The organism is Synechocystis sp. FACHB-908 (assembly GCF_014698595.1).
GTDB lineage: Bacteria > Cyanobacteriota > Cyanobacteriia > Cyanobacteriales > Microcystaceae > Synechocystis.
On record NZ_JACJTH010000035.1, the window covers coordinates 207,620 to 228,201 of the forward strand.

The 20,582-nt window shown below is 49.1% G+C and carries 27 protein-coding genes; 3 read left to right on the plus strand and 24 right to left on the minus strand.

From position 1 onward, the window contains the following. The first annotated feature begins 60 nt into the window (after positions 1-60). On the plus strand, positions 61-1,866 hold the full coding sequence (locus H6G46_RS12900) for an ABC transporter ATP-binding protein (RefSeq protein ID WP_010871936.1): 1,806 nt from the start codon (positions 61-63) through the stop codon (positions 1,864-1,866). Positions 1,867-1,964: 98 nt separating this feature from the next. After that, positions 1,965-2,477, plus strand: coding sequence for a hypothetical protein (locus tag H6G46_RS12905; protein WP_010871937.1), 513 nt, complete (start codon positions 1,965-1,967; stop codon positions 2,475-2,477). A gap of 82 nt (positions 2,478-2,559) precedes the next feature. On the opposite strand, the gene H6G46_RS12910 is transcribed toward H6G46_RS12905, so the two are convergent. From H6G46_RS12910 to sipA, 7 genes are all read right to left on the minus strand, one after another. Beyond that, entirely contained in the window at positions 2,560-3,204 is a 645-nt protein-coding gene (locus tag H6G46_RS12910) for a Uma2 family endonuclease (protein WP_228670068.1), read from the minus strand. 40 nt (positions 3,205-3,244) lie between these two features. Beyond that, entirely contained in the window at positions 3,245-4,072 is an 828-nt protein-coding gene (locus tag H6G46_RS12915) for a TPM domain-containing protein (RefSeq protein ID WP_010871939.1), read from the minus strand. A 156-nt stretch (positions 4,073-4,228) separates the two neighbouring features. Further along, entirely contained in the window at positions 4,229-6,241 is a 2,013-nt protein-coding gene (gene tkt, locus H6G46_RS12920) for a transketolase (RefSeq protein ID WP_010871940.1), read from the minus strand. A gap of 122 nt (positions 6,242-6,363) precedes the next feature. Then, entirely contained in the window at positions 6,364-7,614 is a 1,251-nt protein-coding gene (gene fabF, locus H6G46_RS12925) for a beta-ketoacyl-ACP synthase II (RefSeq protein ID WP_010871941.1), read from the minus strand. Positions 7,615-7,811: 197 nt separating this feature from the next. Beyond that, on the minus strand, positions 7,812-8,045 hold the full coding sequence (gene acpP, locus H6G46_RS12930; protein ID WP_010871942.1) for an acyl carrier protein: 234 nt from the start codon (positions 8,043-8,045) through the stop codon (positions 7,812-7,814). 209 nt (positions 8,046-8,254) lie between these two features. Next, the gene (locus tag H6G46_RS12935; RefSeq protein WP_010871943.1) at positions 8,255-8,686 is read right to left on the minus strand and encodes a hypothetical protein; all 432 of its coding nucleotides are present in this window, start codon (positions 8,684-8,686) and stop codon (positions 8,255-8,257) included. A 36-nt stretch (positions 8,687-8,722) separates the two neighbouring features. Continuing rightward, entirely contained in the window at positions 8,723-8,968 is a 246-nt protein-coding gene (sipA, locus tag H6G46_RS12940) for a regulatory protein SipA (protein WP_010871944.1), read from the minus strand. Between the two features lie 187 nt (positions 8,969-9,155). Between sipA and bfr the strand changes: the two genes are divergently transcribed. Beyond that, entirely contained in the window at positions 9,156-9,629 is a 474-nt protein-coding gene (bfr, locus tag H6G46_RS12945; RefSeq protein ID WP_014407079.1) for a bacterioferritin, read from the plus strand. A gap of 15 nt (positions 9,630-9,644) precedes the next feature. Here bfr and H6G46_RS12950 read toward each other — a convergent pair whose 3' ends face one another. From H6G46_RS12950 to rplO, 17 genes are all read right to left on the minus strand, one after another. Continuing rightward, positions 9,645-10,235, minus strand: coding sequence for a short chain dehydrogenase (locus tag H6G46_RS12950; RefSeq protein ID WP_041425929.1), 591 nt, complete (start codon positions 10,233-10,235; stop codon positions 9,645-9,647). 254 nt (positions 10,236-10,489) lie between these two features. After that, positions 10,490-10,786, minus strand: a complete 297-nt coding sequence (rplY, locus tag H6G46_RS12955) for a 50S ribosomal protein L25 (RefSeq protein WP_041425930.1) — start codon at positions 10,784-10,786, stop codon at positions 10,490-10,492. Between the two features lie 59 nt (positions 10,787-10,845). Continuing rightward, positions 10,846-12,177, minus strand: a complete 1,332-nt coding sequence (locus H6G46_RS12960; RefSeq protein ID WP_010871948.1) for an adenylosuccinate synthase — start codon at positions 12,175-12,177, stop codon at positions 10,846-10,848. A 154-nt stretch (positions 12,178-12,331) separates the two neighbouring features. Next, positions 12,332-12,511, minus strand: coding sequence for a DUF2949 domain-containing protein (locus H6G46_RS12965; protein ID WP_010871949.1), 180 nt, complete (start codon positions 12,509-12,511; stop codon positions 12,332-12,334). Positions 12,512-12,898: 387 nt separating this feature from the next. After that, positions 12,899-13,144: a 50S ribosomal protein L31 gene (rpmE, locus tag H6G46_RS12970; protein WP_010871950.1), complete on the minus strand. Its 246-nt coding sequence runs from the start codon at positions 13,142-13,144 to the stop codon at positions 12,899-12,901. A 52-nt stretch (positions 13,145-13,196) separates the two neighbouring features. Then, positions 13,197-13,610 carry a 30S ribosomal protein S9 gene (gene rpsI, locus H6G46_RS12975; RefSeq protein ID WP_010871951.1) on the minus strand — a complete coding sequence of 138 codons (414 nt, stop codon included), beginning with the start codon at positions 13,608-13,610 and terminating at the stop codon, positions 13,197-13,199. Further along, complete coding sequence (rplM, locus tag H6G46_RS12980; RefSeq protein ID WP_010871952.1) at positions 13,610-14,065, minus strand: 50S ribosomal protein L13; 456 nt, start codon at positions 14,063-14,065, stop codon at positions 13,610-13,612. Before rplM ends, rpsI begins: the two co-directional genes overlap by 1 nt. Positions 14,066-14,129: 64 nt before the next feature. Beyond that, positions 14,130-14,957 carry a tRNA pseudouridine(38-40) synthase TruA gene (truA, locus tag H6G46_RS12985; protein WP_010871953.1) on the minus strand — a complete coding sequence of 276 codons (828 nt, stop codon included), beginning with the start codon at positions 14,955-14,957 and terminating at the stop codon, positions 14,130-14,132. 17 nt (positions 14,958-14,974) lie between these two features. Further along, the gene (gene rplQ, locus H6G46_RS12990; protein ID WP_010871954.1) at positions 14,975-15,325 is read right to left on the minus strand and encodes a 50S ribosomal protein L17; all 351 of its coding nucleotides are present in this window, start codon (positions 15,323-15,325) and stop codon (positions 14,975-14,977) included. Between the two features lie 77 nt (positions 15,326-15,402). Then, the gene (locus H6G46_RS12995; RefSeq protein WP_010871955.1) at positions 15,403-16,347 is read right to left on the minus strand and encodes a DNA-directed RNA polymerase subunit alpha; all 945 of its coding nucleotides are present in this window, start codon (positions 16,345-16,347) and stop codon (positions 15,403-15,405) included. Between the two features lie 108 nt (positions 16,348-16,455). Beyond that, the gene (gene rpsK, locus H6G46_RS13000; protein ID WP_010871956.1) at positions 16,456-16,848 is read right to left on the minus strand and encodes a 30S ribosomal protein S11; all 393 of its coding nucleotides are present in this window, start codon (positions 16,846-16,848) and stop codon (positions 16,456-16,458) included. A gap of 48 nt (positions 16,849-16,896) precedes the next feature. Further along, positions 16,897-17,280, minus strand: coding sequence for a 30S ribosomal protein S13 (gene rpsM / locus H6G46_RS13005; protein ID WP_010871957.1), 384 nt, complete (start codon positions 17,278-17,280; stop codon positions 16,897-16,899). Between the two features lie 82 nt (positions 17,281-17,362). Further along, positions 17,363-17,479, minus strand: coding sequence for a 50S ribosomal protein L36 (gene rpmJ, locus H6G46_RS13010; protein WP_010871958.1), 117 nt, complete (start codon positions 17,477-17,479; stop codon positions 17,363-17,365). 137 nt (positions 17,480-17,616) lie between these two features. Beyond that, positions 17,617-17,844, minus strand: a complete 228-nt coding sequence (gene infA, locus H6G46_RS13015) for a translation initiation factor IF-1 (RefSeq protein WP_010871959.1) — start codon at positions 17,842-17,844, stop codon at positions 17,617-17,619. Between the two features lie 119 nt (positions 17,845-17,963). After that, complete coding sequence (locus tag H6G46_RS13020) at positions 17,964-18,521, minus strand: adenylate kinase (protein ID WP_197525960.1); 558 nt, start codon at positions 18,519-18,521, stop codon at positions 17,964-17,966. 131 nt (positions 18,522-18,652) lie between these two features. Next, a complete protein-coding gene (gene secY / locus H6G46_RS13025) occupies positions 18,653-19,981 on the minus strand; it encodes a preprotein translocase subunit SecY (RefSeq protein WP_010871961.1) in 1,329 nt (442 codons plus the stop codon). Positions 19,982-20,082: 101 nt separating this feature from the next. Continuing rightward, positions 20,083-20,526, minus strand: coding sequence for a 50S ribosomal protein L15 (gene rplO, locus H6G46_RS13030; RefSeq protein ID WP_010871962.1), 444 nt, complete (start codon positions 20,524-20,526; stop codon positions 20,083-20,085). Positions 20,527-20,582: the final 56 nt, after the last annotated feature.

A 20,582-nucleotide genomic window follows, 5' to 3' on the forward strand; every position in this document is an offset into this window, starting at 1 on the left:
TTACGAAATCTCTCCATTTGAACATATTAGTCAGTTTCCCTGTCAATCATTTCTTTCTCCATGACCCCGTCCCCTGCTGCTCCCCCGTCTGATAATGATTGGCGCTTGTTATTGCGTCTGCTTCCTTACGTCAAGCGCTATCCCAAGGAACTGGCGGCGGCGTTAGTTTTACTGATTCCTGTGGCTTTTTCTGGAGCAGTGCAACCCCTAATCATTGGGCAAGCAGTTTCCCTGTTGCGGGAGGAACCAGCCTGGGGCTTTTTGGATGCCATGCCATTGGATAGGGCCTTACATACCCTAGTGATTATCTTGGCAGTCACCATTGTCATTCGGTTGCTATTTTTGGGGTTACAGGGCTTTATTGTGCAAAAAATGGGGCAGGAAATTACCGCCGATGTGCGTCAGGATTTATTTGAACATGTCACTTCTTTGTCGGTAAACTTCTTTCACCGTACCCCTGTGGGCCGTTTGGTAACCCGTATCACCAGTGACGTGGAGGCATTAGGGGAAGTATTTGCCAGTGGGGCGATCGGTGTGGTCAGTGACATTGTCTCCATTCTGGCTATCATCGTGACTATTTTTTGGGTGCAATGGCAGTTGGCCCTGCTACTGGTGGGGATGTTGGTGCCGGTGACTGTGTTGATTATTTATTTCCAGCAACAATATCGCAAAGCTAACTACCAAGCTCGGGAAGAGTTATCCCGCCTTAATTCCCAGCTTCAGGAAAATGTGGCCGGTATCAATGTGGTGCAATTATTCCGTCGGGAAGAGTTAAACAGTCGTTCCTTTCGTCGCGTGAATGAAAAATATCGTCGGGCAGTGGATAAAACTATTTTCCATGACTCTGCTGTGTCGGCCACCTTGGAATGGATCAGTTTAGTGGCGATCGCCGGGGTGCTGGGTTTGGGGGGCTGGCTAATTTTGCGGGATAATCTGGAATTTGGGGTGTTGGCGGCGTTTATTCTGTACGGACAACGGCTATTTAATCCCCTGCGACAGTTTGCGGATAAATTCACCATGTTTCAATCGGGCTTTACGGCGATCGAGCGCATTGGGGAATTAATGGAAGAACCGGTAGAAATCAAAGATCAAGCGGTGATTACCCCCATTGAAATCAATGGTGCTTTGCGGGGTAGCCATGGGGAAATTTGCTTTGAAAATGTTTGGTTTGGCTATAAACCAGACGAGTACGTGCTGAAAAATTTAAACTTCACCATCAAACCCGGGGAAAAAGTCGCCCTAGTGGGGCCAACGGGGGCAGGAAAAAGTTCGATTATTCGTCTACTGTGTCGCCTGCACGATCCCTCCCGGGGTCGCATTTTAGTCGATGGCATTGATATTCGAGAACTGTCCCAACAGCAACTGCGCCGTTTTATTGGCGTCATTCTCCAAGATAGTTTCCTCTTTGCCGGGGACGTGAAACGGAACATTACCCTAGGGGAAGAATACAGCCTGGAAGAAGTGCAACGGGCAGCCCAATTAACCAGCGTCGATCGCCTGATTGAAGAATTACCCCAGGGTTACCACACCCAATTACGGGAACGGGGTAGTAATTTGTCAGGGGGACAAAAACAGTTACTAGCCTTTGCTCGGGTGGCCATTCGGGAACCCTATGTATTGGTGATGGATGAAGCCACTGCTAGCCTAGATGTCCGCACTGAAGCGGATATTCAAGCGGCTTTGTTACATTTGCTCCAGGATCGTACTTCCATCATCATTGCCCATCGCTTATCGACCATTCGCAATGTAGACCGCATTTTCGTGCTCAAACACGGGGAAATTGTGGAAACTGGCAACCATGACCAACTATTAGACCTCAAGGGGCTTTACGCTAGTTTGTACCAGTTACAAATGCTGGGGGGCTAATTATCCTACCGGGAATCTCCCTGGTATCATCATTGGTACATCACTAACTTTGCTGACAGATTTTCTGATAAATTCAGCGCAATTGTCTAATCATTGTCATGGATATGAAATTTTTCATCCTTTGCCGACCATTAATTTCATTTGGCCTGGTCAGTACGATTTCCCTGGCTCTGCCTGCTACGGCCCAAGGCGACCAAAATTCTGGCAATCAGTGGGACGGGCAAATTGATCTGCCCGATCGCCAAATGTTTGCCGTTGTCCCTTTTACAGAACTTCCCCAACGGACATTTTGGCAATGGTCTAATCTCAATACACTTACTAGTCCAAATCAACTCATCCAACAGTTCTACGGCCAACCTTTGTTGCCCCAGCAGTTAGGGGAAGGGAATTTCGGTTGTTTCCGCTCCAAGAGTGCGACGGCCACTGTGGTTGGCGATAATTCCGTCGCTGTTTTGCTCACCCAAATGGGTAGTTGTGATGATTCCGTTAGTGGGCACCAAACCAGGGTAGATTTTATCCCCATTGGCGATCGATGGCAGGTGAATTGGGTCGGGGAAAGGAGCCATTGTCGGGCGCGTTTCTGGGCGGAACCAGGGCAACTCTGTCCATAGCTTTTTTCTGCTTAAAAGAGGGTAAGTGCCGCTGAATATTACTATGAAATTCCTTTTGGTTGCCCAAATTTTGCTGTTTGGACTAACGGGAGAAGCTGTTAAGGGTAGTAATCACATCGGCCATATTGTTGGCCAACATAGCAGGGGTATTGAGCACTAAGCCTGGAAATTCTTGACTGGCCATCAATCCATTGTCGTCGGGACTCAGGCGTTCATATTTTCCATTCACTAGCACAAACCAATCAATTTCCCGGTCGATGGTGCGCCAAACAATGTACTCTTTCACCCCATGGTTTTCGTAAACTCGTTTTTTGCTATGGAGGTCGTAGGAAGCAGTGCTGGCGGCAATCTCCACCACTAACTCCGGGGCACCGCTGATGTAGTCATCTTCATCTATCTGGGCATTCCCCCCTAAGCGAAAAAGAATAGCATCAGGTTGAAGTTCGTTTTCATCGTCTAACCGCACAGTGGCCTCAATACTAACCGCTAGTCCAGTTCTTTGGGCTTGGTAAGTTATTAGCCAACCAATGATTTGACTATGGGGTTGACCATGGTAAGTGTGACGGAGGGGAGAAGCCACGTGGACGATTCCTTCAATTAGCTCAGCTTTTTTGATTCGAGATTCAGCATAAATTCGCTCAAACTCTTGACGATTGAGGTGATCGCCATTTTCAAGAATGGCAACTCGGGTGGGAGAATTGGTGGTGACCATGGGGGAATGCGCCATAATTTCCGTTTTTTCCATCATAGTCACCCTGGTTGAATGCTTAAGTTTGGGGATTGTTATTGATCTGGCTAAACATGGGAGAAAGGTACGCTACCAGGGCACCCAGGCTAAAGCCCATTAAATTGCGGAACAGAGGCAAAAAATCACTGGTGCGGGTGACAACGGGGCCAATACCAAAGGCAATGACCAGAATTCCCCACAGAGGCGACATAATCAACACCCATTGCCACGCAAAGGTCTGATTCGGCGATCGGGGAATGGCCGCAAAGCCAAAAATCAATCCCCCCACAATGGAAGTTACCAAGGTTAAAATCCACTGTTCCCTGGGCAGTCCAGGCACCACATTACAACCACCTTTGAGCAAACAACCTTTAACTGTTTCCAGCGCTTCGGTGATAGCTAGATTTTCGCCATTATCTCGAATGTAGTACATATTGCCGAAACGAGCCTGCATCTCAATCCAAAAGGTGCGGGGCATCAACTCATACACTTCATCCCCGATACTAAAGGCTAATAAATTTCCCCCCCTTGCATCAGCCACCAATAAAATACTTTTGTCGTCTAGGCCCCAAAAAGGAATCACCGCCCGCCCTGGACTCCGGTCGTACTGGGTTAACACCCGCAATTTCCATCCCGTTTCTACTTCAAAACTATTTAGATCGTCGATTAACTGAGCTTCTTGGATTTCCGGTAAAAAGTTGGCGAGATCCACCACGGGAGTTTTTTCCTTCGGCAACAACTCAGGATTATTCACCGCCTGGGCCGGGCTCGCCGGGCCCCACCACAGCATTAAAGATAAACTAGCGGCCAAAAGCCAGACAAAATTTTTGCTGAAACGGGTAGCAGAGGACGGCAAATGGACAGCCATAGAGTTTTTCTTTAAGTTTCTTCACAGTTGTTTACCTTATTTTAAGGTATTGCCTCCGTTAAATTTTCATACCGGCTGATCTTTTCTGGACAAAAAAAAGCCCCCTAACAATCAGGAGAGGGGACAGTGAGGAGTTTTAAGCTTGGGGGCGAGGGACTAGCTCAGGAGAGTTTTAGCTTTGGCCAGCACATTATCAACGCTGAAACCAAATTTCTCGAGGCAAACCCCGCCGGGCGCCGAGGCACCAAATGTTTCAATACTAACTGTATCTCCTTCCGTGCCCACATATTTGTGCCAACCAAAGTTGGTGGCGGCTTCTACGGAAAGGCGTTTGGTGACAGCCTTTGGCAACACTGACTCTTTGTAGGCGGCATCCTGGGTTTCAAACAGTTCCCAGGAAGGCATGGAAACTACCCGGACTTTCTTGCCTTGAGCGGCTAACTTTTCAGCAGCAGCCACACAAAGTTGTACTTCGGAACCCGTACCTATCAAGATTAACTCAGGAACACCTTCAGAATCAACAATGGTATAGGCACCTTTGGCCACGGCATCAATGGAAGTTCCAGGCAAATTGGGTACCGCCTGCCGGGTCAAGGATAACAGGGTGGGGGCATTTTCCTTCGCTTTGGCGATCGCCACTTTGTAGGCACCGGAGGTTTCATTGCCATCGGCGGGACGAATCACAGTCAAGTTGGGAATAGCCCGGAGGGAAGCCAGCACTTCAATGGGTTGGTGGGTGGGACCATCTTCCCCTTGACCAATGGAGTCGTGGGTCATGACCCAAATTACCCCTGCCTCGGAAAGGGCCGAAAGGCGAATGGCGGCCCGCATGTAATCGGTGAAAATTAGGAAGGTAGCACCGAAGGGTAGTAACCCAGAACCGTGGAGAGCAATACCGTTACAGATAGCCCCCATGGCATGTTCCCGTACCCCAAAGTGGACGTTACGGTTTTGATAAGCTCCTTTTTGGAAATCCCCAGAGCAGTGAAGTTCCGTTAGGTTGGAGTGGGTTAAATCCGCCGAACCACCAATTAACTCTGGTAATACGGGGGCCAACGCATTGAGACATTCCTCGGAATATTTCCGGGTGGCCAAACCCTTTTGATCGGGGGTAAAGCTAGCTAGGGTTTTGTCCCAACCTTCCGGTAAAGCACCGCTCAGTTGCCGTTCAAAGGCGGCCGCTTCAGTGGGATATTTGGTTTTGTATTGGGCAAAGGCTTGGTTCCATTCCGCTTCGTAGCTGGCTCCCCGTTCAATGGCTTTGCGAGTGTAGTCCAACACCTCCTGGGGCACTTCAAAGGGAGCATAATCCCAACCCAAGTTTTTGCGGGTGGCGGCCACTTCATCAGTGCCCAAAGCAGCCCCATGGATGCCCGCGGTATCGGATTTATTGGGCGCACCGTAACCAATGATGGTGGTGACTTTGATCATAGAAGGTTTATCGGTTACGGCCTTGGCTTCCTCAATAGCCTTGGCGATCGCCGCCAAATCGGTATTGCCATCTTCGACATGGAGCACGTGCCAACCGTAGGCTTCAAAACGCTTGCTCACATCTTCGGTGAAGGCCACATCGGTGGAACCATCAATGGAAATATGATTGTCATCATAGAGGGCGATTAATTTACCCAAACCCCAATGCCCTGCAATGGAAGCGGCTTCCCCGGAAATACCTTCCATATTGCAACCATCCCCCAGAATCACATAGGTGTAATGGTCCACAATGGTGGCATCAGGCTTGTTGTAGGTGGCAGCCAAATGGGCTTCCGCCAGGGCTAAACCCACACCATTGGCAATGCCTTGACCCAAGGGGCCGGTGGTGACTTCTACTCCAGCAGTGAGAAAATTCTCCGGGTGACCGGGGGTAGAAGATTCCCATTGACGGAACTGTTTAATGTCTTCGATGGTCACACTGTCATAACCCAGCAGATAGAGCAGGGCATACTGCAACATGGAGCCATGGCCGGCGGACAACACAAAGCGGTCCCGATTGAACCACTTGGGGTTCTTGGGATTGAACTTCATGAACTTGTTCCACAGGGTAAAGGCCATAGGAGCGGCTCCCATGGGCAAACCAGGGTGGCCAGATTTGGCCTTTTCAATGGCGTCAACGGCTAAAAAGCGAATGGCATTAATAGAAAGTTCGTCTAAGGACTGGGTAGCAACGACCATAATGTTTGGAAAAATAAACTAGCAATAATTGGGTCAATATCCACCGGGGGGCGGTAATGGTAGGGGCCAAGGCAGGCCAAATTGCTACCATCTTCCCACGGTTCGGGAAATTTTTCGGTGGGCTATTGATATTTTTTGAAAGCTAAGGTGACGTTATGGCCACCAAAACCAAAGGAGTTGGATAGGGCTACATCCACTATTAAAGCCCGACTCTGCCCCGGCACATAATCCAAATCACACTCAGGGTCGGGGTTCTCCAAATTAATGGTGGGGGGTACCTTATCTTCGGCGATCGCCATTACGGTGGCCACCGCTTCGATACCTCCGGAGCCGCCCAACAAGTGACCGGTCATAGACTTAGTAGAACTAACCGCAATATTGTAGGCATGATTTCCCAACGCCTGTTTAATGGCACGGGTTTCCGTCACATCGTTAGCAGGGGTGCTGGTACCATGGGCATTGATGTAACTGACCATTTCCGGTTTCAATCCGCTGTCTTTTAAGGCCCAGGCGATCGCCCTGGTGGCTCCCCGACCATCCGGCACTGGGGCGGTAATGTGATAGGCATCACAGGTCATGGCATAGCCCACCATTTCCCCATAAATTTTTGCTCCCCGGGCCAAGGCGGATTCCAATTCTTCTAGGATCAAAATGCCCGATCCTTCCCCCATCACAAAACCATCCCGGTCCTTATCGAAGGGACGACTGGCATGGAGGGGATCATCATTGCGGAAAGATAAAGCCCGGGCCGAAGCAAAACCTGCATAGCTCAGCGGGGTAATGGCCGCTTCCGTGCCACCGCAAATCATTGCCTTAGCATAGCCATTTTGCACCAAACGAAACGCATCTCCAATGGCATTGGAACCCGCCGCACAGGCCGTCACCGTACAGTTATTGGGACCCTTGGCCCCTAAGTTGATGGCGGTTAACCCAGAGGCCATGTTGGCGATCATCATCGGGATCATAAAAGGACTGCAACGGCTAGGACCCTTATCCAACAGAATGGTTTGTTGATCTTCCAGTACTTTCAAACCACCAATGCCCGTGCCAATCAATACCCCGATTTCATCGGCATTGAGTTCGTTAATCACCAACTTAGCATCGTTAATTGCCTGTTGACTGGCACAAACAGCAAAATGGCAAAACCGGTCCATCCGTTTAGCTTCTTTGCGGTCAAGAAACTGGGTAGCATCAAAATCCTTTACTTCCCCTCCAAAACGGCAGGCTTGGTCACTAGCATCGAAACGGGTAATGGGGCCAATGCCGTTACGACCCTCCATTAAGCCTTGCCAATAGTCTTGGAGAGTATTACCGATGGGGGTGATGGCTCCCAATCCCGTTACAACAACACGTTTCTTTTCCAAATTTGCCATGGTACTTAATAGATAGAATCGGGGAGGGGACTCCCCTGGAGTTCTCCGCAAAGATACAGCGACGGGGCCAGGGCCTAGCCCGAGGGGCAAACTGATAAACCCAAAACCGGCATTGGGGCAGTCCTAAACAGTGGCTTAAACCGTCCGAGAACTCGGCTCCAAAGATCTATGGGGGGAGTCGGGGCTATGGCCGGAATTTATTTACTTTCGATATGCTCAACGGCTTTGCCCACGGTATCAATGGTTTCCGCCACTTCATCGGGAATTTCAATATCAAACTCTTCTTCCAGGGCCATGACCAATTCCACTGTATCGAGGGAATCAGCCCCTAAATCTTCGGCAAAGGTGGCATCGGGGGTCACTTTGTCAGGATCCACTTCCAACTGTTCCACGACGATTTTTTTTACTTTTTCAAAAATTTCCTGATTCATTACAATACCTTTAACTATAAAAGAAGAGTTTTCGTGCTGGGTCAACGGCCGATCGCCAGCAAAACGGGGGACAGCTTGGGGCTGTCGCAGGGCCGCCTGGTTAGCAATGCGCTCAATTGTTCAGCGTTAACCATCTTAACGGAAAGGTATCCCTTGCACTAGATGCTTCCCCTGTCCCTTGGCCAGAAACATTTGTCAAATAGGGGCTTCTATTCTCCCCAGTGGGGCAAGATTTTTTCTATGTAACTCAACCGGGCCAGGGCAAAGAGAATGGCCTGCCAATTTGGTTGCTGGGTATCTCCTAGGCACAGTAATTGTTCCTGGGGGCAACCGATGCGACCAGGGCTAGACGAAAATGTGAGTGAGGGATCGATGGCCAAAACTTCACTTTTTTTCTCGGGCACAACACAAAATTCATAGCCTTGGGAACGTTTACCATCCTCTGGGCCCATCAATCCATAGACATCGATAACCCCTAGAGGAAATTGGATTTTATCCAAATAATTGGGCACCTTTGCTGTCAGTTCTGGGACGTCAGCGGCGATCGCCATGGGAACGGGAACATATCCATAACCTCCACTAAGGCTGAAGCTGGCTATGGTCAAAATTGCTAAAAAAAGGCGATTTACAGTTGATGCCATATTTTTAGATTAAACTTGGTCATTTACTCGGCGTTCTTAATCCGAGACTTCCGTTTTTTCTTCCTGAGGCCGAATCACTTCCAAATACTGGCTTTCCAACAGAAAAGTGCCTCGGTCAAACTTTACTCCCCAATAGCCAGCCGGTCGACGGTCTACCACCATTCCCTCCGCGGCGATCGCCAATAAATCCGGAGGACGGAGCATGGGCATGGGATCAGCGGTTTTCAAATAGGGGGGACGGGCAATTAAACGAACTGGGGCACCGACAAACAAATCAGCCATATTGGTTCAGTTTAAGGTCAGAGAGGGACACTTCCTTTGAGAAAAAGGCAATTTTCCCAGGGGTAAAACATTAAAACAATTTAAACAATTTATTGCTGTCCCAGTAAATAACTCCGTCGTCGGACCGTGAATGGGTAAAAATGGAAACAACAACATCAAACAAAACTCCACATCAGAGGATAACAACATGGAAGGCAACCTGGAAGTCAGACAACATCTCAACCAAGCGTTAAAGCTACAACTTACTGCGATTAACCAATATTTTCTCCATGCTCGCATGTGCAAAAATTGGGGGCTGAACGCACTTAATCAGTACGAATATAAAGTATCCATCAAGGCAATGAAGCAGGCCGATAGCCTGATCGAGCGGGTTTTATTTTTGGAAGGACTCCCCAATCTCCAAAATTTGGAAAAACTTCTCATCGGCGAGACGGTACCGGAAATCCTGGGCAATGATCTGACCATGAACCAAGGCATTAGGGATGGTTTAGTTAACAGCATTGCCTTCTTTGAAACCCAACGGGACTATGTAAGCCGGGATGTGTTGTCGGAAATTCTTGAAGAAACAGAAGAACAAATTGACTGGTTAGAGTCCCAGCAATGGCTTATCAGTAATTCTGGACTGGAAAATTATCTCCAATCCATGATGGGGGAAGAGTAAACCAAGATATGGTTACTACGGATAGAGCACTTCTCCTGTCATAGTGCCTTCTAAGCTATGAACATAGGCTTGGGCCACTGTTGCGGCTGGTAATCCGTTGCCCAGGGGCATTCCTAGTGAGAGCAAGGTTTCGTTGACCCAGGGAGGACTAACAACGTTAATGCGAATTCCTCTCGGGGCTTCCAATGCCGCTGCCCGCACAAAGCCTTCCAACCCAGCATTGGTGAGACTGACAGCACTGCCCCCGGGAATGGGTTTTTGGGACAAAACCCCGGACGTAACAGTAATACAACCATTGTCCGTCAGCGCCTGTAAACCATAGCGGATCAGATTGACCTGTCCCATGAGTTTACTGCCTATGCAAAATTCAAAATCTTGGTCCGTTAGACCGGCCAGGGGCTTCAACCGAGTTTCCCCTGCTGCCGAAACGATAGCGTTTAATACCCCTACCTGTTCAATCAAAGCCTGGATAGACGCTGGATCAGTGAGGTCTACCGAAAAATGACTGCCCTGGCGACTGGCCTGTAACACTTCGTGTTTACCTTGAAGACTGGTGACAATAGCCTTGCCGATGGTACCGGTGGCGCCAATGATCAGGATGCGCATGGAAAAATCTTGTGGGAGATTATTTTTAGTCCAGTCTGGCACTGTACCACTGTCCCCCGCAACCCACAACAATTCACCATGGGGTAAAAACTCATTAAGCTGCCAATAAAAAACTCCCCCTAATCTGGCCGACTAAGGGGAATCGCAAATTCAGGGTTAAGATTTGGACAAAGTCCGTCAACATCCCCAACCCAACTATTTTTTCCAATGCTTTCTAACGTGTTTCATCATCCCCAGGAACCTAGGGGATACCGTTATTTTTTACCGGCAAAAAAAGCCAAGTGGTAAAGATTCCGGCGCCAAGGATGGCACTGAATCTCCTGCACTACGGCTTCCCCTTCCCAGGAAAGATGGGGGATTTTAACTTCAATGGGGGTTTCTTTAACAGTCACACTCCGCAACATGGTGATGGCGGTTTTATGATCCACCACTAGGGAAATGGATTCTGCACCATTGTGTCCATAGAGGGTCGCGGGAATTAAACCTTCCCGACGCAAAGCTCTAGGATTAACTTTTTCGGGACGTTGTTGACATTCAATGGAAAGGGCCATGGTAATACTCGTAAAAATAATAATCAGGGTTAACAAAGGAAAGGCAATTTTGGGCCACATCAAGCTAGCGGATCGCCGTTGGCATAAAGTAAAGCTCGCTTTGGCCCATGGATGGGGTCTTCGACAATAATTGTCTGATCCCGACTGGCCCCTAGGGAAACAATCGCGATCGGCACCTCCATTAATTCTGCCAGGAACTTCAAGTAGTCCAGGGCCTGGGGAGGTAAATCCTCCAGGGTGCGGCATTCTTCCGTGGAACATTGCCAACCGGGAAGGGTTTTATAGATGGGCTGACACCGAGCAAATTCCGCCGCATTACCGGGGAAATGGTCACAGGTTTTGCCGTCTAGTTCATAGGCGACGCAAACTTTGATTTCCGCTAGTTGGTCCAGCACGTCTAATTTGGTGATGGCCAAACAGTCCAGCCCATTAATACGCACAGCGTAGCGGCCAATGACCCCATCAAACCAGCCACAGCGCCGACGCCGACCGGTCGTGGTGCCAAACTCTGCTCCACGGTCACAGAGATGTTGATTTAATTCTCCATCTAGCTCTGTGGGAAAGGGTCCTTCTCCCACTCGGGTGGTATAGGCCTTAGCCACGCCGATAACTCGGTCAATCATGGTGGGGCCAATGCCAGCACCCACACAAGCTCCCCCCGCAATAGGGTTGGAGGAGGTGACGTAGGGGTAGGTGCCATGGTCTAAATCTAGTAGAGTGCCCTGGGCCCCTTCAAAGAGGATATTTTTTCGTTGATGTATGGCGTCGTAAATTTTTAGGGAACTATCCACTACATGAGGCCGCAGGCGATCGGCATAGGTGGTATATTCGGCGATCACCGTTTCTGGGTCTAGGGGAGGCAGGTCGTAGAGTTTATCTAAAACGACATTTTTATATTCGACGGTCCAAAGCAATTTTTTCCGGAGAATTTCGGGGTTCATTAAATCCACCACCCGAATTCCCATGCGCTCTGATTTATCGGCGTAGGTGGGACCAATGCCTCGCCCAGTGGTGCCAATTTTATGCTCTCCCCTTTTCTCCTCCGACGCCTGGTCTAGGAGACGGTGGAAGGGCATGGTCACATGGGCAGTTTGGGAAATATACAGGCGATCGAGGGAAACATCTAATGCTTCCAATTGGTCAAATTCCTGCAATAGGACTTTGGGGTCAATGACTGTCCCCGAGCCGATGATACATTCTGTATCTGGATAGAGAATACCCGAAGGAATTAGGTGGAGCTTAAAAGTCTGATCGTTAACCACAATTGTGTGGCCTGCGTTTACTCCCCCCTGGGGCCGCACCACCACATCCGCTGATCGACTTAATAAGTCGGTGATTTTACCTTTTCCCTCGTCGCCCCACTGAGCGCCGATAACAATAACGTTAGCCAAGAGCTTTTATTATAAGAAAGTTCACACAAACTATCACTATTGCACTTTTGGGATTTGATGTCAACGCCTAGCGCACTTTTTTTCTGGAGCGCCACCCACGATCTCTTGTTGCTATATCGATTCTGAAAATAAATTCTCGGCGTTCCGTGGTCAATTAGCCCCAATGATCGAGAAGGAGATCCAACTGGGAGGTATTGATTAGACCATACTGCCAAAAAATGACTGGTAGATAGGAGGGCATGGCCTCGGTTTGTTTCAGTCCCCAGGCAATTTGCTCCGCTGACAGTGAAAATTCTTTTTTTAATAGTTGAATAAAATTTTGGGACACTACCATGGACTGCTCCTGGGGCAAGAATTAATTTTTGCTGGCAACTCTAGTAACGACGGTCACTATGCTCAACTCTGATGGCGATCGCCTGGGGGGCGACACTGGGCCGGAGTTGTTGGAATAGGGCGAAACCTAGGACTAGGAAAGCGCAGACGGCAATTAACATACAATTCACTTTGTAAACTTATGTTAACAATCCTATAAGTTTCTCTCATAATCTGCAATGGGGTATTTACCGACCTTGGGCAGAGCTTTCCTAGCCAGCAAAAAAACCAGACCGTGAAAACGCCTGGCTGAAAAAGAATCTAAAAAGTCATTAAGTTAAGGTCTAATTTTCCCGAAGGCAGACCATGGGGGAATCCTAGAGAAAATAAGAAGAAGAAATCCGTTTACCTATTTCTTTTTCTTATCTTGTTTGTCTCCGGTGGTTTTTTCCTTCATGCCATACTTACGCATAAAGCGGTCAACACGGCCTTCGGTATCAATAATCTTCTGGGTACCAGTGTAGAAGGGATGGTTGCCAGACCAGATCTCTACGTTGATTTCTGGCTTGGTGGAACCAACGGTCATAATCACCTCTCCGTTACAGGTGACTTTGGCATCGGGATACCAGGTGGGGTGAATATCAGCTTTGGGCATGGTCAGTCCTAATAATTCCAATAGAGGGGTACGGGTAAATCCAAATCTCCAATTAACGCTTGGAGTACTGAGGCGCTTTACGGGCTTTGTGGAGACCGTATTTTTTCCGTTCTTTCGCTCGGGGATCCCGGGTGAGATAGCCTTCCGCTTTCAAGGGTTGACGATTTTCGGGGGAAAGTTGGCACAGGGCCCGGGCCACACCAAGCTTCACAGCATCAGCTTGGCCGGTTAGGCCGCCACCATGGGCATTAACCAAAATATTGTATTCCCCTTCTAAGCCCAGGGTTTCGAGGGGAGCTTTCAAACTTTGGATGTAGTTGGCAATGCGGTTGAAATAAATTTCCCCAGGCTTGCCGTTAACAATCACTTCCCCCTGACCGGGCACTAGACGTACCCTGGCGATCGCCGCTTTACGACGGCCGGTGCCCCAATAGACGACTTTGTTGCTGGAATCGTTAGCTTGCATTAGTTAGCTCCTGCAGGAATGGTATTGATAACAAGGGTTTCTGGCTGTTGGGCCGCGTGGGGATGGCTCGGGCCAGCGTAGACTTTTAGCTTGGTGAACAACTTACGACCGAGGCTATTTTTGGGCAACATTCCCCGCACAGCACTTTCAACAATTCTTTCCGGTAGACGAACTTGGAGTTTTTCAAAGGTCTCTTCCTTCATCCCACCGGGACGGCCAGAATGGCGACGATACAGTTTTTGCTCCCGTTTTCTGCCGGTAACTTCTATTTTTTCCGCATTAATGATAATGACAAAATCACCGGTGTCCATGTGGGGAGTAAAGGTAGGCTTATTTTTGCCCCGCAGAATGGTGGCCACTTCGGTAGCCAGACGGCCGAGGCGTTGACCTTCGGCATCAATGACGTACCATTTGTGGTCTAGGTTGTCGATGGTTGGTAATACAGTTTTGTTCATAGTTTTCAAAAATACCCCCGCTTAATAACGGGACATAATTATTTGCCTTGCTAATTTGGCTTGGCTAGCCTGTGAATTGCCACAGGGGTTGACTATCAAACCAAAGGGAATCAGGCAAGGGAAAATTTTCATAACCGACCCGTAGTAGGCACAAACCTTTGGCCGGGGCAGCATATTTGACCAGATCTCGCCGCTGATTAACCCAAATATCATTGAAGTCAGTCAGACTGCGTTGTCCAGAGCCCACTTCCGCCAGCATGCCCACCAATAAGCGCACCATGCCATAGAGAAAACCATTGGCTTGGATTTCCAAATAGACCATGGGCCCCCGGCGGTAACATTCAACCCCCTGTACTTCCACCCAGGAATGGCGTCGGGCTGACCCCGCTCGGTGGAAGGCCGCTAGGTGATGTTTTCCTAGCAATGGTTCCATGGCAGCTTGTATGGTCTTCTCCTGGAGGGGAAAACGATAGTAATGCCAACTGAACTGATCGGCGAACAGATTAGGCCATTGATCTGTATAGATGCTGTAACGATACCGTCGCCACAGAGCAGAAAAGCGGGCGTGCCAATGGCTATCCACCGCCGCTGACCCCCTAACTATTATGTCTTGGGGCAAATGACCATTAAGAATTTTACTCCAGCGGTGGGGAGGAATCTGTCCCACTGGGTCGTCAAAATGGGCCACCTGGGCCGCTGCATGGACCCCTGCGTCTGTTCTCCCGGCACCATGGAGAGTGACGGGCTGCCCCACCACCTTGGCGATCGCCAACTCCACTTCCTCCTGGATGGAAGAAAAATTAGGTTGACGTTGCCAGCCATGGAAATGGGTGCCCAGATATTGCATTACCAGAGCAACCCTTTGTTTACCAGCAGACGGAGAAGAATGCATCAATACAAGAAGTCTAACTAGACCAATTCAATCACAGCCATTTCCGCATTGTCACCCCGGCGACGTAGGGTTCTAATAATGCGGGTATAGCCCCCATCCCTGTCTTTATAGCGGCTGGGAGCATCCGCAAACAAAGCGTGGACTGTGGGTTTGTCATACATATAGCCTAGGGCCCGGCGACGGGCGGCCAGGGAACCATCCTTAGCTAGGGTAATCATGCGGTCTACCTCAGAACGCACGGCTTTAGCTCTAGCCTTAGTGGTCTTGATTTGTCCGTGGCGGATTAACTCCGTAGTTAAAGCCCTCAGCAGGGCCTTTCTTTGGTCAGCGGGCTTCCCCAACTGAGGCACTCGACATCTGTGTCGCATGGTAACTGAACTCCTAAAAAATTAACAACAGGGGGTTACTCTAAGGCAAGCAGCAGTAATCAAACCCATTGAGCTTGTTAAGCTTTAGCCTTTTCGTGGGGCAGGGTAATACCCAAACGTTTTTGCAGTGCCTCAATCACCTCCTCTGCGGATTTGAGACCAAAATTCTTGATTTCCAGTAGATCTTCCTGGCTATACTCCAGTAGATCTGCCACGGAATTAATCTGGGCTCGCTTCAGACAGTTATAGGCACGGACAGAAAGCTGTAACTCTTCGATGGGAATTTGACTTTCCGGATTGACCTCGTCCTGGTAATCGCTATGGGCCGCCTCCAGCTCATTGAGATCCTTAAGGGGGATAAAAAGATTGGCAATAATGTCAGATGCTTCCGACAACGCCTCCCGAGGCTGAATACTGCCATTAGTCCAAATGTCTAGAATCAACCGGTCCTTTGGACTCATGCCATCGGCCCGAATGTCTTCCACTGTGTAGTTGACCTTAGTCACCGGCATAAATACCGAGTCAATTTGGAGAAAATCTAGAGATGAATTCTCATCCTTGCCCCGCTCGATAACTCGATAACCTACGCCGCGCTCCACTCGGAATTCCATTTCCAGTTTGGCCCCTTCTGCTAGGGTGGCGATGTATTGGTTAGGATCAATAACCTCCACCTCCGAAGGTACCTCAAACTGCGCTGCCGTTACCGTTCCCGGGCCGATCGCCGTCAGACGGCCAATTTGGGGCTGATCGGTGTAGCTTTTGAGCACAAGTTCCTTCATGTTCAGCATAATCTCCAGGACATCCTCCCGGACGCCTAGAATAGTGGCGAACTCATGGTTAACCCCCGCAATACGGATGGCCGTCACCGCGGCCCCGGGTAAGTTGGACAACAATACCCGCCGCAAAGCATTTCCCACCGTCGTTCCCTGGCCCCGGTCCAAGGGTTCAAGGGAAAACTTACTGTACTGCTGTTGATTTTTTCTGGTGCTGGATTCCACACACTCAATTTGAAACTGCGCCACTGACGCGACCTCCCTTATATCTCCGTGTAAATAGCTTGACCGACGCTATCTCAGTCAGAGGAAATTACGATTTGCTCAAAAAAGCTGTTAGCAAAAAATTTAACTGTCCTAGACCCGACGGCGTTTGGGGGGACGACAACCATTGTGGGGGATGGGGGTAACATCCCTGATCAGGGTGATTTCCAAACCAGCCCCTTGGAGGGCCCGGATAGCAGTTTCCCGACCGGCACCGGGGCCACTTACCATTACCTCTAATTGCCGCATACCCTGTTCCATGGCCCGACGGGCCGCAGAATCAGCAGCGGTTTGGGCGGCGTAGGGAGTGCCCTTTTTAGCTCCTTTGAAACCGCTAGAACCAGCGGAAGCCCAGGAAATCACATCGCCCCGAATGTCGGAAATGGTGACAATGGTGTTGTTAAAAGTAGATTGAATGTGGGCCACCCCGCTAGGGACATTCTTTTTTGCCTTTTTGGGCCCAGTTTTTCTGGTAGGACGCGCCATAATGATTGCTTGAAAGCTTCAATAAACAGGACAGGGATGGGGGGAAGATTATTTCTTCGCAGGGGTCTTTTTCTTGCCGGCAACGGTCAAGCGGCGGCCCCGACGGGTACGGGCATTGGTTCTAGTGCGTTGTCCCCGCACTGGTAAACCTTGGCGATGACGACGACCACGGTAGGTGCCGATGTCTCCAAGGCGTTTAATGTTCATGGCCTCCCAACGACGGAGATCCCCTTCGATCTCGTAGTTTTCATCGATGTAGGTTCTTAATTTCAGCGCATCTTCATCACTGAGATCTTTGACTCGGACATCGGGGCTAACCCCGGTGGCGTCCAGAATTTCATGGGAGCGCGACAGACCAATACCGTACAGATAAGTGAGGGCGATTTCCACACGCTTATCCCGAGGCAGGTCAACACCAGCTATGCGTGCCACGTTGATTTTCCTCTAAATAAGTTCAATAAATTTATGGAGTAGGGTTTAAGACAGACCGGAATGGTAATCACTAGGAGAACTGCTAACCTTGACGCTGTTTATGCTTGGGGTTAGCGGAACAGATAACCATCACACGACCGCGCCGACGAATAACGCGGCACTTATCACACATTTTCTTAACGGAAGCTCTAACTTTCATGCCTGATTTTCTTTGGCAACACTGCAAGCTCTTAATTATAACAAGTTATCGTGGCCGTGTCATGGCAAATATTAAATTAACTCTCCCCACTGAGGGGAAGCATTAATTTTTTACCTTTGCCACCGTCAAATTAATAACTACTTTTTATTTTTAAGACGATAGGTTATGCGCCCCTTGGTGAGGTCGTAGGGGGTTAATTCTACTTTGACCCGATCGCCGGGGAGAATTTTGATGTAATTACGACGAATTTTGCCGGAGATGTGGGCCAAAACGTTGAAACCATTGTCAAGATCGACTCTAAACATGGCATTGGGCAATGACTCCATCACCGTGCCTTCCATCTCAATTAAATCTTGTTTAGACAAGCGGTTAATGACCTCCTAAAAATAAAGCGGAATAAAGTATCGAAAAAAGCGCCATCGTCAATCATAACAAATATAGGTTGCTCCATTGGCCAACCTATGCTCGTCTTGACATTTTGCCCCTAAGGTTTAACCAATTTTTCCAGGTTGGTGGCAATGGCTTCTACCGGCTGGTTACCGTCAAGGGAGTAAAGTTTGCCCTGTTCTTGGTAATAGGCCATGAGGGGAGCAGTTTGCTCTGTGTAAACCAACAGCCGATTGCGAATGGTGGTTTCGTTATCGTCCGCCCGCCCCCGGGCCAACAGGCGTTCTACAATTACTTCGTCGGGAACTTTTAAGTTAATGACCCAATGGGTACGGTGACCAATATTAACCAACAACTCATCGAGAAAAATTGCTTGGTTGACGTTACGGGGAAAGCCATCTAGAATCCAGCCAGCCTTAGCATCTTTATGGCCCAAGCGCTCTTCAATTAACCCAAGAATTAACTGATCGGGCACCAATTCTCCCTTGTCCATGTAACCTTTGGCCTGGTTACCCAACTCCGTGCCATCGGCGATCGCCTGACGTAGCATATCTCCAGTGGAAATATGGGGAATGCCCAAGGTCTCCGCCAATCCCACCGCCTGGGTACCTTTACCAGAGCCGGGGGCCCCCAGAAAAATTAAACCTTTAGCCATAGCCATAATCCGTAAAAACTCCAAAAATTAATCAAAAAAAGACGGTCAAGGAAGCAGCTTTGTAAGCTTTCCCTAACCGCAGTGTTTAATAAGACTGATTGATGCAACTCTGCCCGTAAAAATAGGGGCGATTAGGGTTGTTTAATCATTCCTTCATAGCGTTGGGAAATAACATAGGTCTGGATCTGCTTCGCCGTGTCAATGGCAACCCCCACCAAAATGAGCAGGGATGTGGCTCCCAAACCTTGGAAAGTAGTTACTCCAGTGGCCTGTTCTACAAAAATAGGCAGGGTGGCCACAAAGCTGAGGAAAATTGCCCCCAGAAAAGTCAGACGATTGAGCACACCTTCCAGATATTGTTCTGTTTTTTTGCCGGGACGAATACCGGGAATGCTAGAACCCATCTTTTTCAGATTTTTCGACACGTCCTCAGGGTTGACGATCAGACTGGCGTAAAAATAACTGAAGAAGAAAATCATTACGGAATAAACCACGGTATAGACCCAGGTACCGGGGCGTAAAGCGTTGGAAATTTGGACGAAAATTTCCCCAAACCCCCCTAAGCCTTCATTACCAGTGGCAAAACCGGCCAGGGAAGAGGGCAAAATTAGCACTGCCGAAGCAAAAATAATCGGCATTACCCCCCCTTGGTTCAAACGTAGGGGTAAATAGCTGGTGCGCTCTCGATAAAGCTTCTTACCTACCTGGCGACGGGCAGAAATAATCGGAATCCGACGGGTGCCTTCCTGTACAAAGACAATGCCCACGATCATGACGAGGAAAACTAGCATCAACAACACCACCGCTGTGATGGACTGTCTGCCCCCCGATTGGGCATATTCGATGGTTTGACCTAAAGTCTGAGGCAAGGTGGCCACAATGTTGACAAAAATCAACAGGGAAGCTCCGTTACCAATGCCCCTTTCTGTGATCAACTCTGAAATCCACATCACAAACATCGAGCCAGCGGTGATCGCTAAAACCGTTTGAAAAATAAATAGGGGGCCATAGTTGTTGGCGTAGGGACGAAGTAAGCCGACGGTCAAACCTAAACCTTGGATAATGCACCAGCCAAAGGCAATATAACGGCTATATTGGGAAATTTTCCGCCGCCCTGCCTCCCCTTCATTTTTCTGCAAATCTTCCAGGGCCGGAATGGCCGCCGTCAGCAGTTGCATGATGATGGAAGCGTTAATGTAAGGCAAAATCCCCAGGGCAAAAATGCCCACAGTGGATAATCCACCCCCGGTAAAAATATTTAAAAAACCAATAACGGAGTTATCGTTGATGGCCTGGCTAAAGGCCTGGCGATCAATGTCCGGCACTGGGATAAAAATTCCCACCCGGACCAGAATTAGTAGCCCAATAGTAATAAGCAGCCGACCCCGGAGGCCAGCCGCTTGGGCCATCTGCAGGAAAGTTTCCTGGGCAGAGGGGGCTTTGTCTCGACTTACGACCATTTATTTATACCTGAGTAAAAGTGCGAGGGATGAAGCAAAACAATGAATTAACCTATTATCGCTCTCTCCCAGGCTATGGGGAAGGATTTTGGTTACCATTGTTAGCCCTGCGCCACCACACTGCCACCGGCCGCTTCAATTTTGGCTTGGGCTGCTTTGCTACAGGGAGCATGGACGGTGAGAGCTACGGCTAATTCCCCGTTGCCCAAAACTTTTAGGGGACCGTCATTACTAGTGACAATACCCGCTTCCATCAGGCTTTCTAGGGTGACCACGGTGTTGGGGGCTAGACCGGCCAACTTACCAACGTTAACCACCGTAAAATGCTTGGGATTGTAGAGGGGAAAGTGCTTTAACTTAGGCAGACGACGGTAGAGGGGCATTTGTCCCCCTTCAAAACCAGCTTTGGTACCGGTACCAGAACGGGATTTCTGGCCCCGCATACCAAAACCACAGCTAGCGCCTTGCCCTGCCGCAATACCCCGGCCAACACGGCGACGGCGTTTCTTGGCACCGTCCTTGGGAGAGAGTTCGCTCAAATTCATGGCTAATATTAAAAATTAAGTTCACAGGAGATGGAATTTTCACTTAGTAAAGGCTT

What these genes read in the sequence shown, in the direction of transcription:
- H6G46_RS12900 (WP_010871936.1), top strand. Translation starts at nt 61, where the DNA reads ATGACCCCGTCCCCTGCTGCTCCCCCGTCTGATAATGATTGGCGCTTG.
- H6G46_RS12905 (WP_010871937.1), top strand. Translation starts at nt 1,965, where the DNA reads ATGGATATGAAATTTTTCATCCTTTGCCGACCATTAATTTCATTTGGC.
- H6G46_RS12910 (WP_228670068.1), bottom strand. Translation starts at nt 3,204, where the DNA reads ATGGCGCATTCCCCCATGGTCACCACCAATTCTCCCACCCGAGTTGCC.
- H6G46_RS12915 (WP_010871939.1), bottom strand. Translation starts at nt 4,072, where the DNA reads ATGGCTGTCCATTTGCCGTCCTCTGCTACCCGTTTCAGCAAAAATTTT.
- tkt (WP_010871940.1), bottom strand. Translation starts at nt 6,241, where the DNA reads ATGGTCGTTGCTACCCAGTCCTTAGACGAACTTTCTATTAATGCCATT.
- fabF (WP_010871941.1), bottom strand. Translation starts at nt 7,614, where the DNA reads ATGGCAAATTTGGAAAAGAAACGTGTTGTTGTAACGGGATTGGGAGCC.
- acpP (WP_010871942.1), bottom strand. Translation starts at nt 8,045, where the DNA reads ATGAATCAGGAAATTTTTGAAAAAGTAAAAAAAATCGTCGTGGAACAG.
- H6G46_RS12935 (WP_010871943.1), bottom strand. Translation starts at nt 8,686, where the DNA reads ATGGCATCAACTGTAAATCGCCTTTTTTTAGCAATTTTGACCATAGCC.
- sipA (WP_010871944.1), bottom strand. Translation starts at nt 8,968, where the DNA reads ATGGCTGATTTGTTTGTCGGTGCCCCAGTTCGTTTAATTGCCCGTCCC.
- bfr (WP_014407079.1), top strand. Translation starts at nt 9,156, where the DNA reads ATGGAAGGCAACCTGGAAGTCAGACAACATCTCAACCAAGCGTTAAAG.
- H6G46_RS12950 (WP_041425929.1), bottom strand. Translation starts at nt 10,235, where the DNA reads ATGCGCATCCTGATCATTGGCGCCACCGGTACCATCGGCAAGGCTATT.
- rplY (WP_041425930.1), bottom strand. Translation starts at nt 10,786, where the DNA reads ATGGCCCTTTCCATTGAATGTCAACAACGTCCCGAAAAAGTTAATCCT.
- H6G46_RS12965 (WP_010871949.1), bottom strand. Translation starts at nt 12,511, where the DNA reads ATGGTAGTGTCCCAAAATTTTATTCAACTATTAAAAAAAGAATTTTCA.
- rpmE (WP_010871950.1), bottom strand. Translation starts at nt 13,144, where the DNA reads ATGCCCAAAGCTGATATTCACCCCACCTGGTATCCCGATGCCAAAGTC.
- rpsI (WP_010871951.1), bottom strand. Translation starts at nt 13,610, where the DNA reads ATGCAAGCTAACGATTCCAGCAACAAAGTCGTCTATTGGGGCACCGGC.
- rplM (WP_010871952.1), bottom strand. Translation starts at nt 14,065, where the DNA reads ATGAACAAAACTGTATTACCAACCATCGACAACCTAGACCACAAATGG.
- truA (WP_010871953.1), bottom strand. Translation starts at nt 14,957, where the DNA reads ATGCATTCTTCTCCGTCTGCTGGTAAACAAAGGGTTGCTCTGGTAATG.
- rplQ (WP_010871954.1), bottom strand. Translation starts at nt 15,325, where the DNA reads ATGCGACACAGATGTCGAGTGCCTCAGTTGGGGAAGCCCGCTGACCAA.
- rpsK (WP_010871956.1), bottom strand. Translation starts at nt 16,848, where the DNA reads ATGGCGCGTCCTACCAGAAAAACTGGGCCCAAAAAGGCAAAAAAGAAT.
- rpmJ (WP_010871958.1), bottom strand. Translation starts at nt 17,479, where the DNA reads ATGAAAGTTAGAGCTTCCGTTAAGAAAATGTGTGATAAGTGCCGCGTT.
- H6G46_RS13020 (WP_197525960.1), bottom strand. Translation starts at nt 18,521, where the DNA reads ATGGCTAAAGGTTTAATTTTTCTGGGGGCCCCCGGCTCTGGTAAAGGT.
- secY (WP_010871961.1), bottom strand. Translation starts at nt 19,981, where the DNA reads ATGGTCGTAAGTCGAGACAAAGCCCCCTCTGCCCAGGAAACTTTCCTG.
- rplO (WP_010871962.1), bottom strand. Translation starts at nt 20,526, where the DNA reads ATGAATTTGAGCGAACTCTCTCCCAAGGACGGTGCCAAGAAACGCCGT.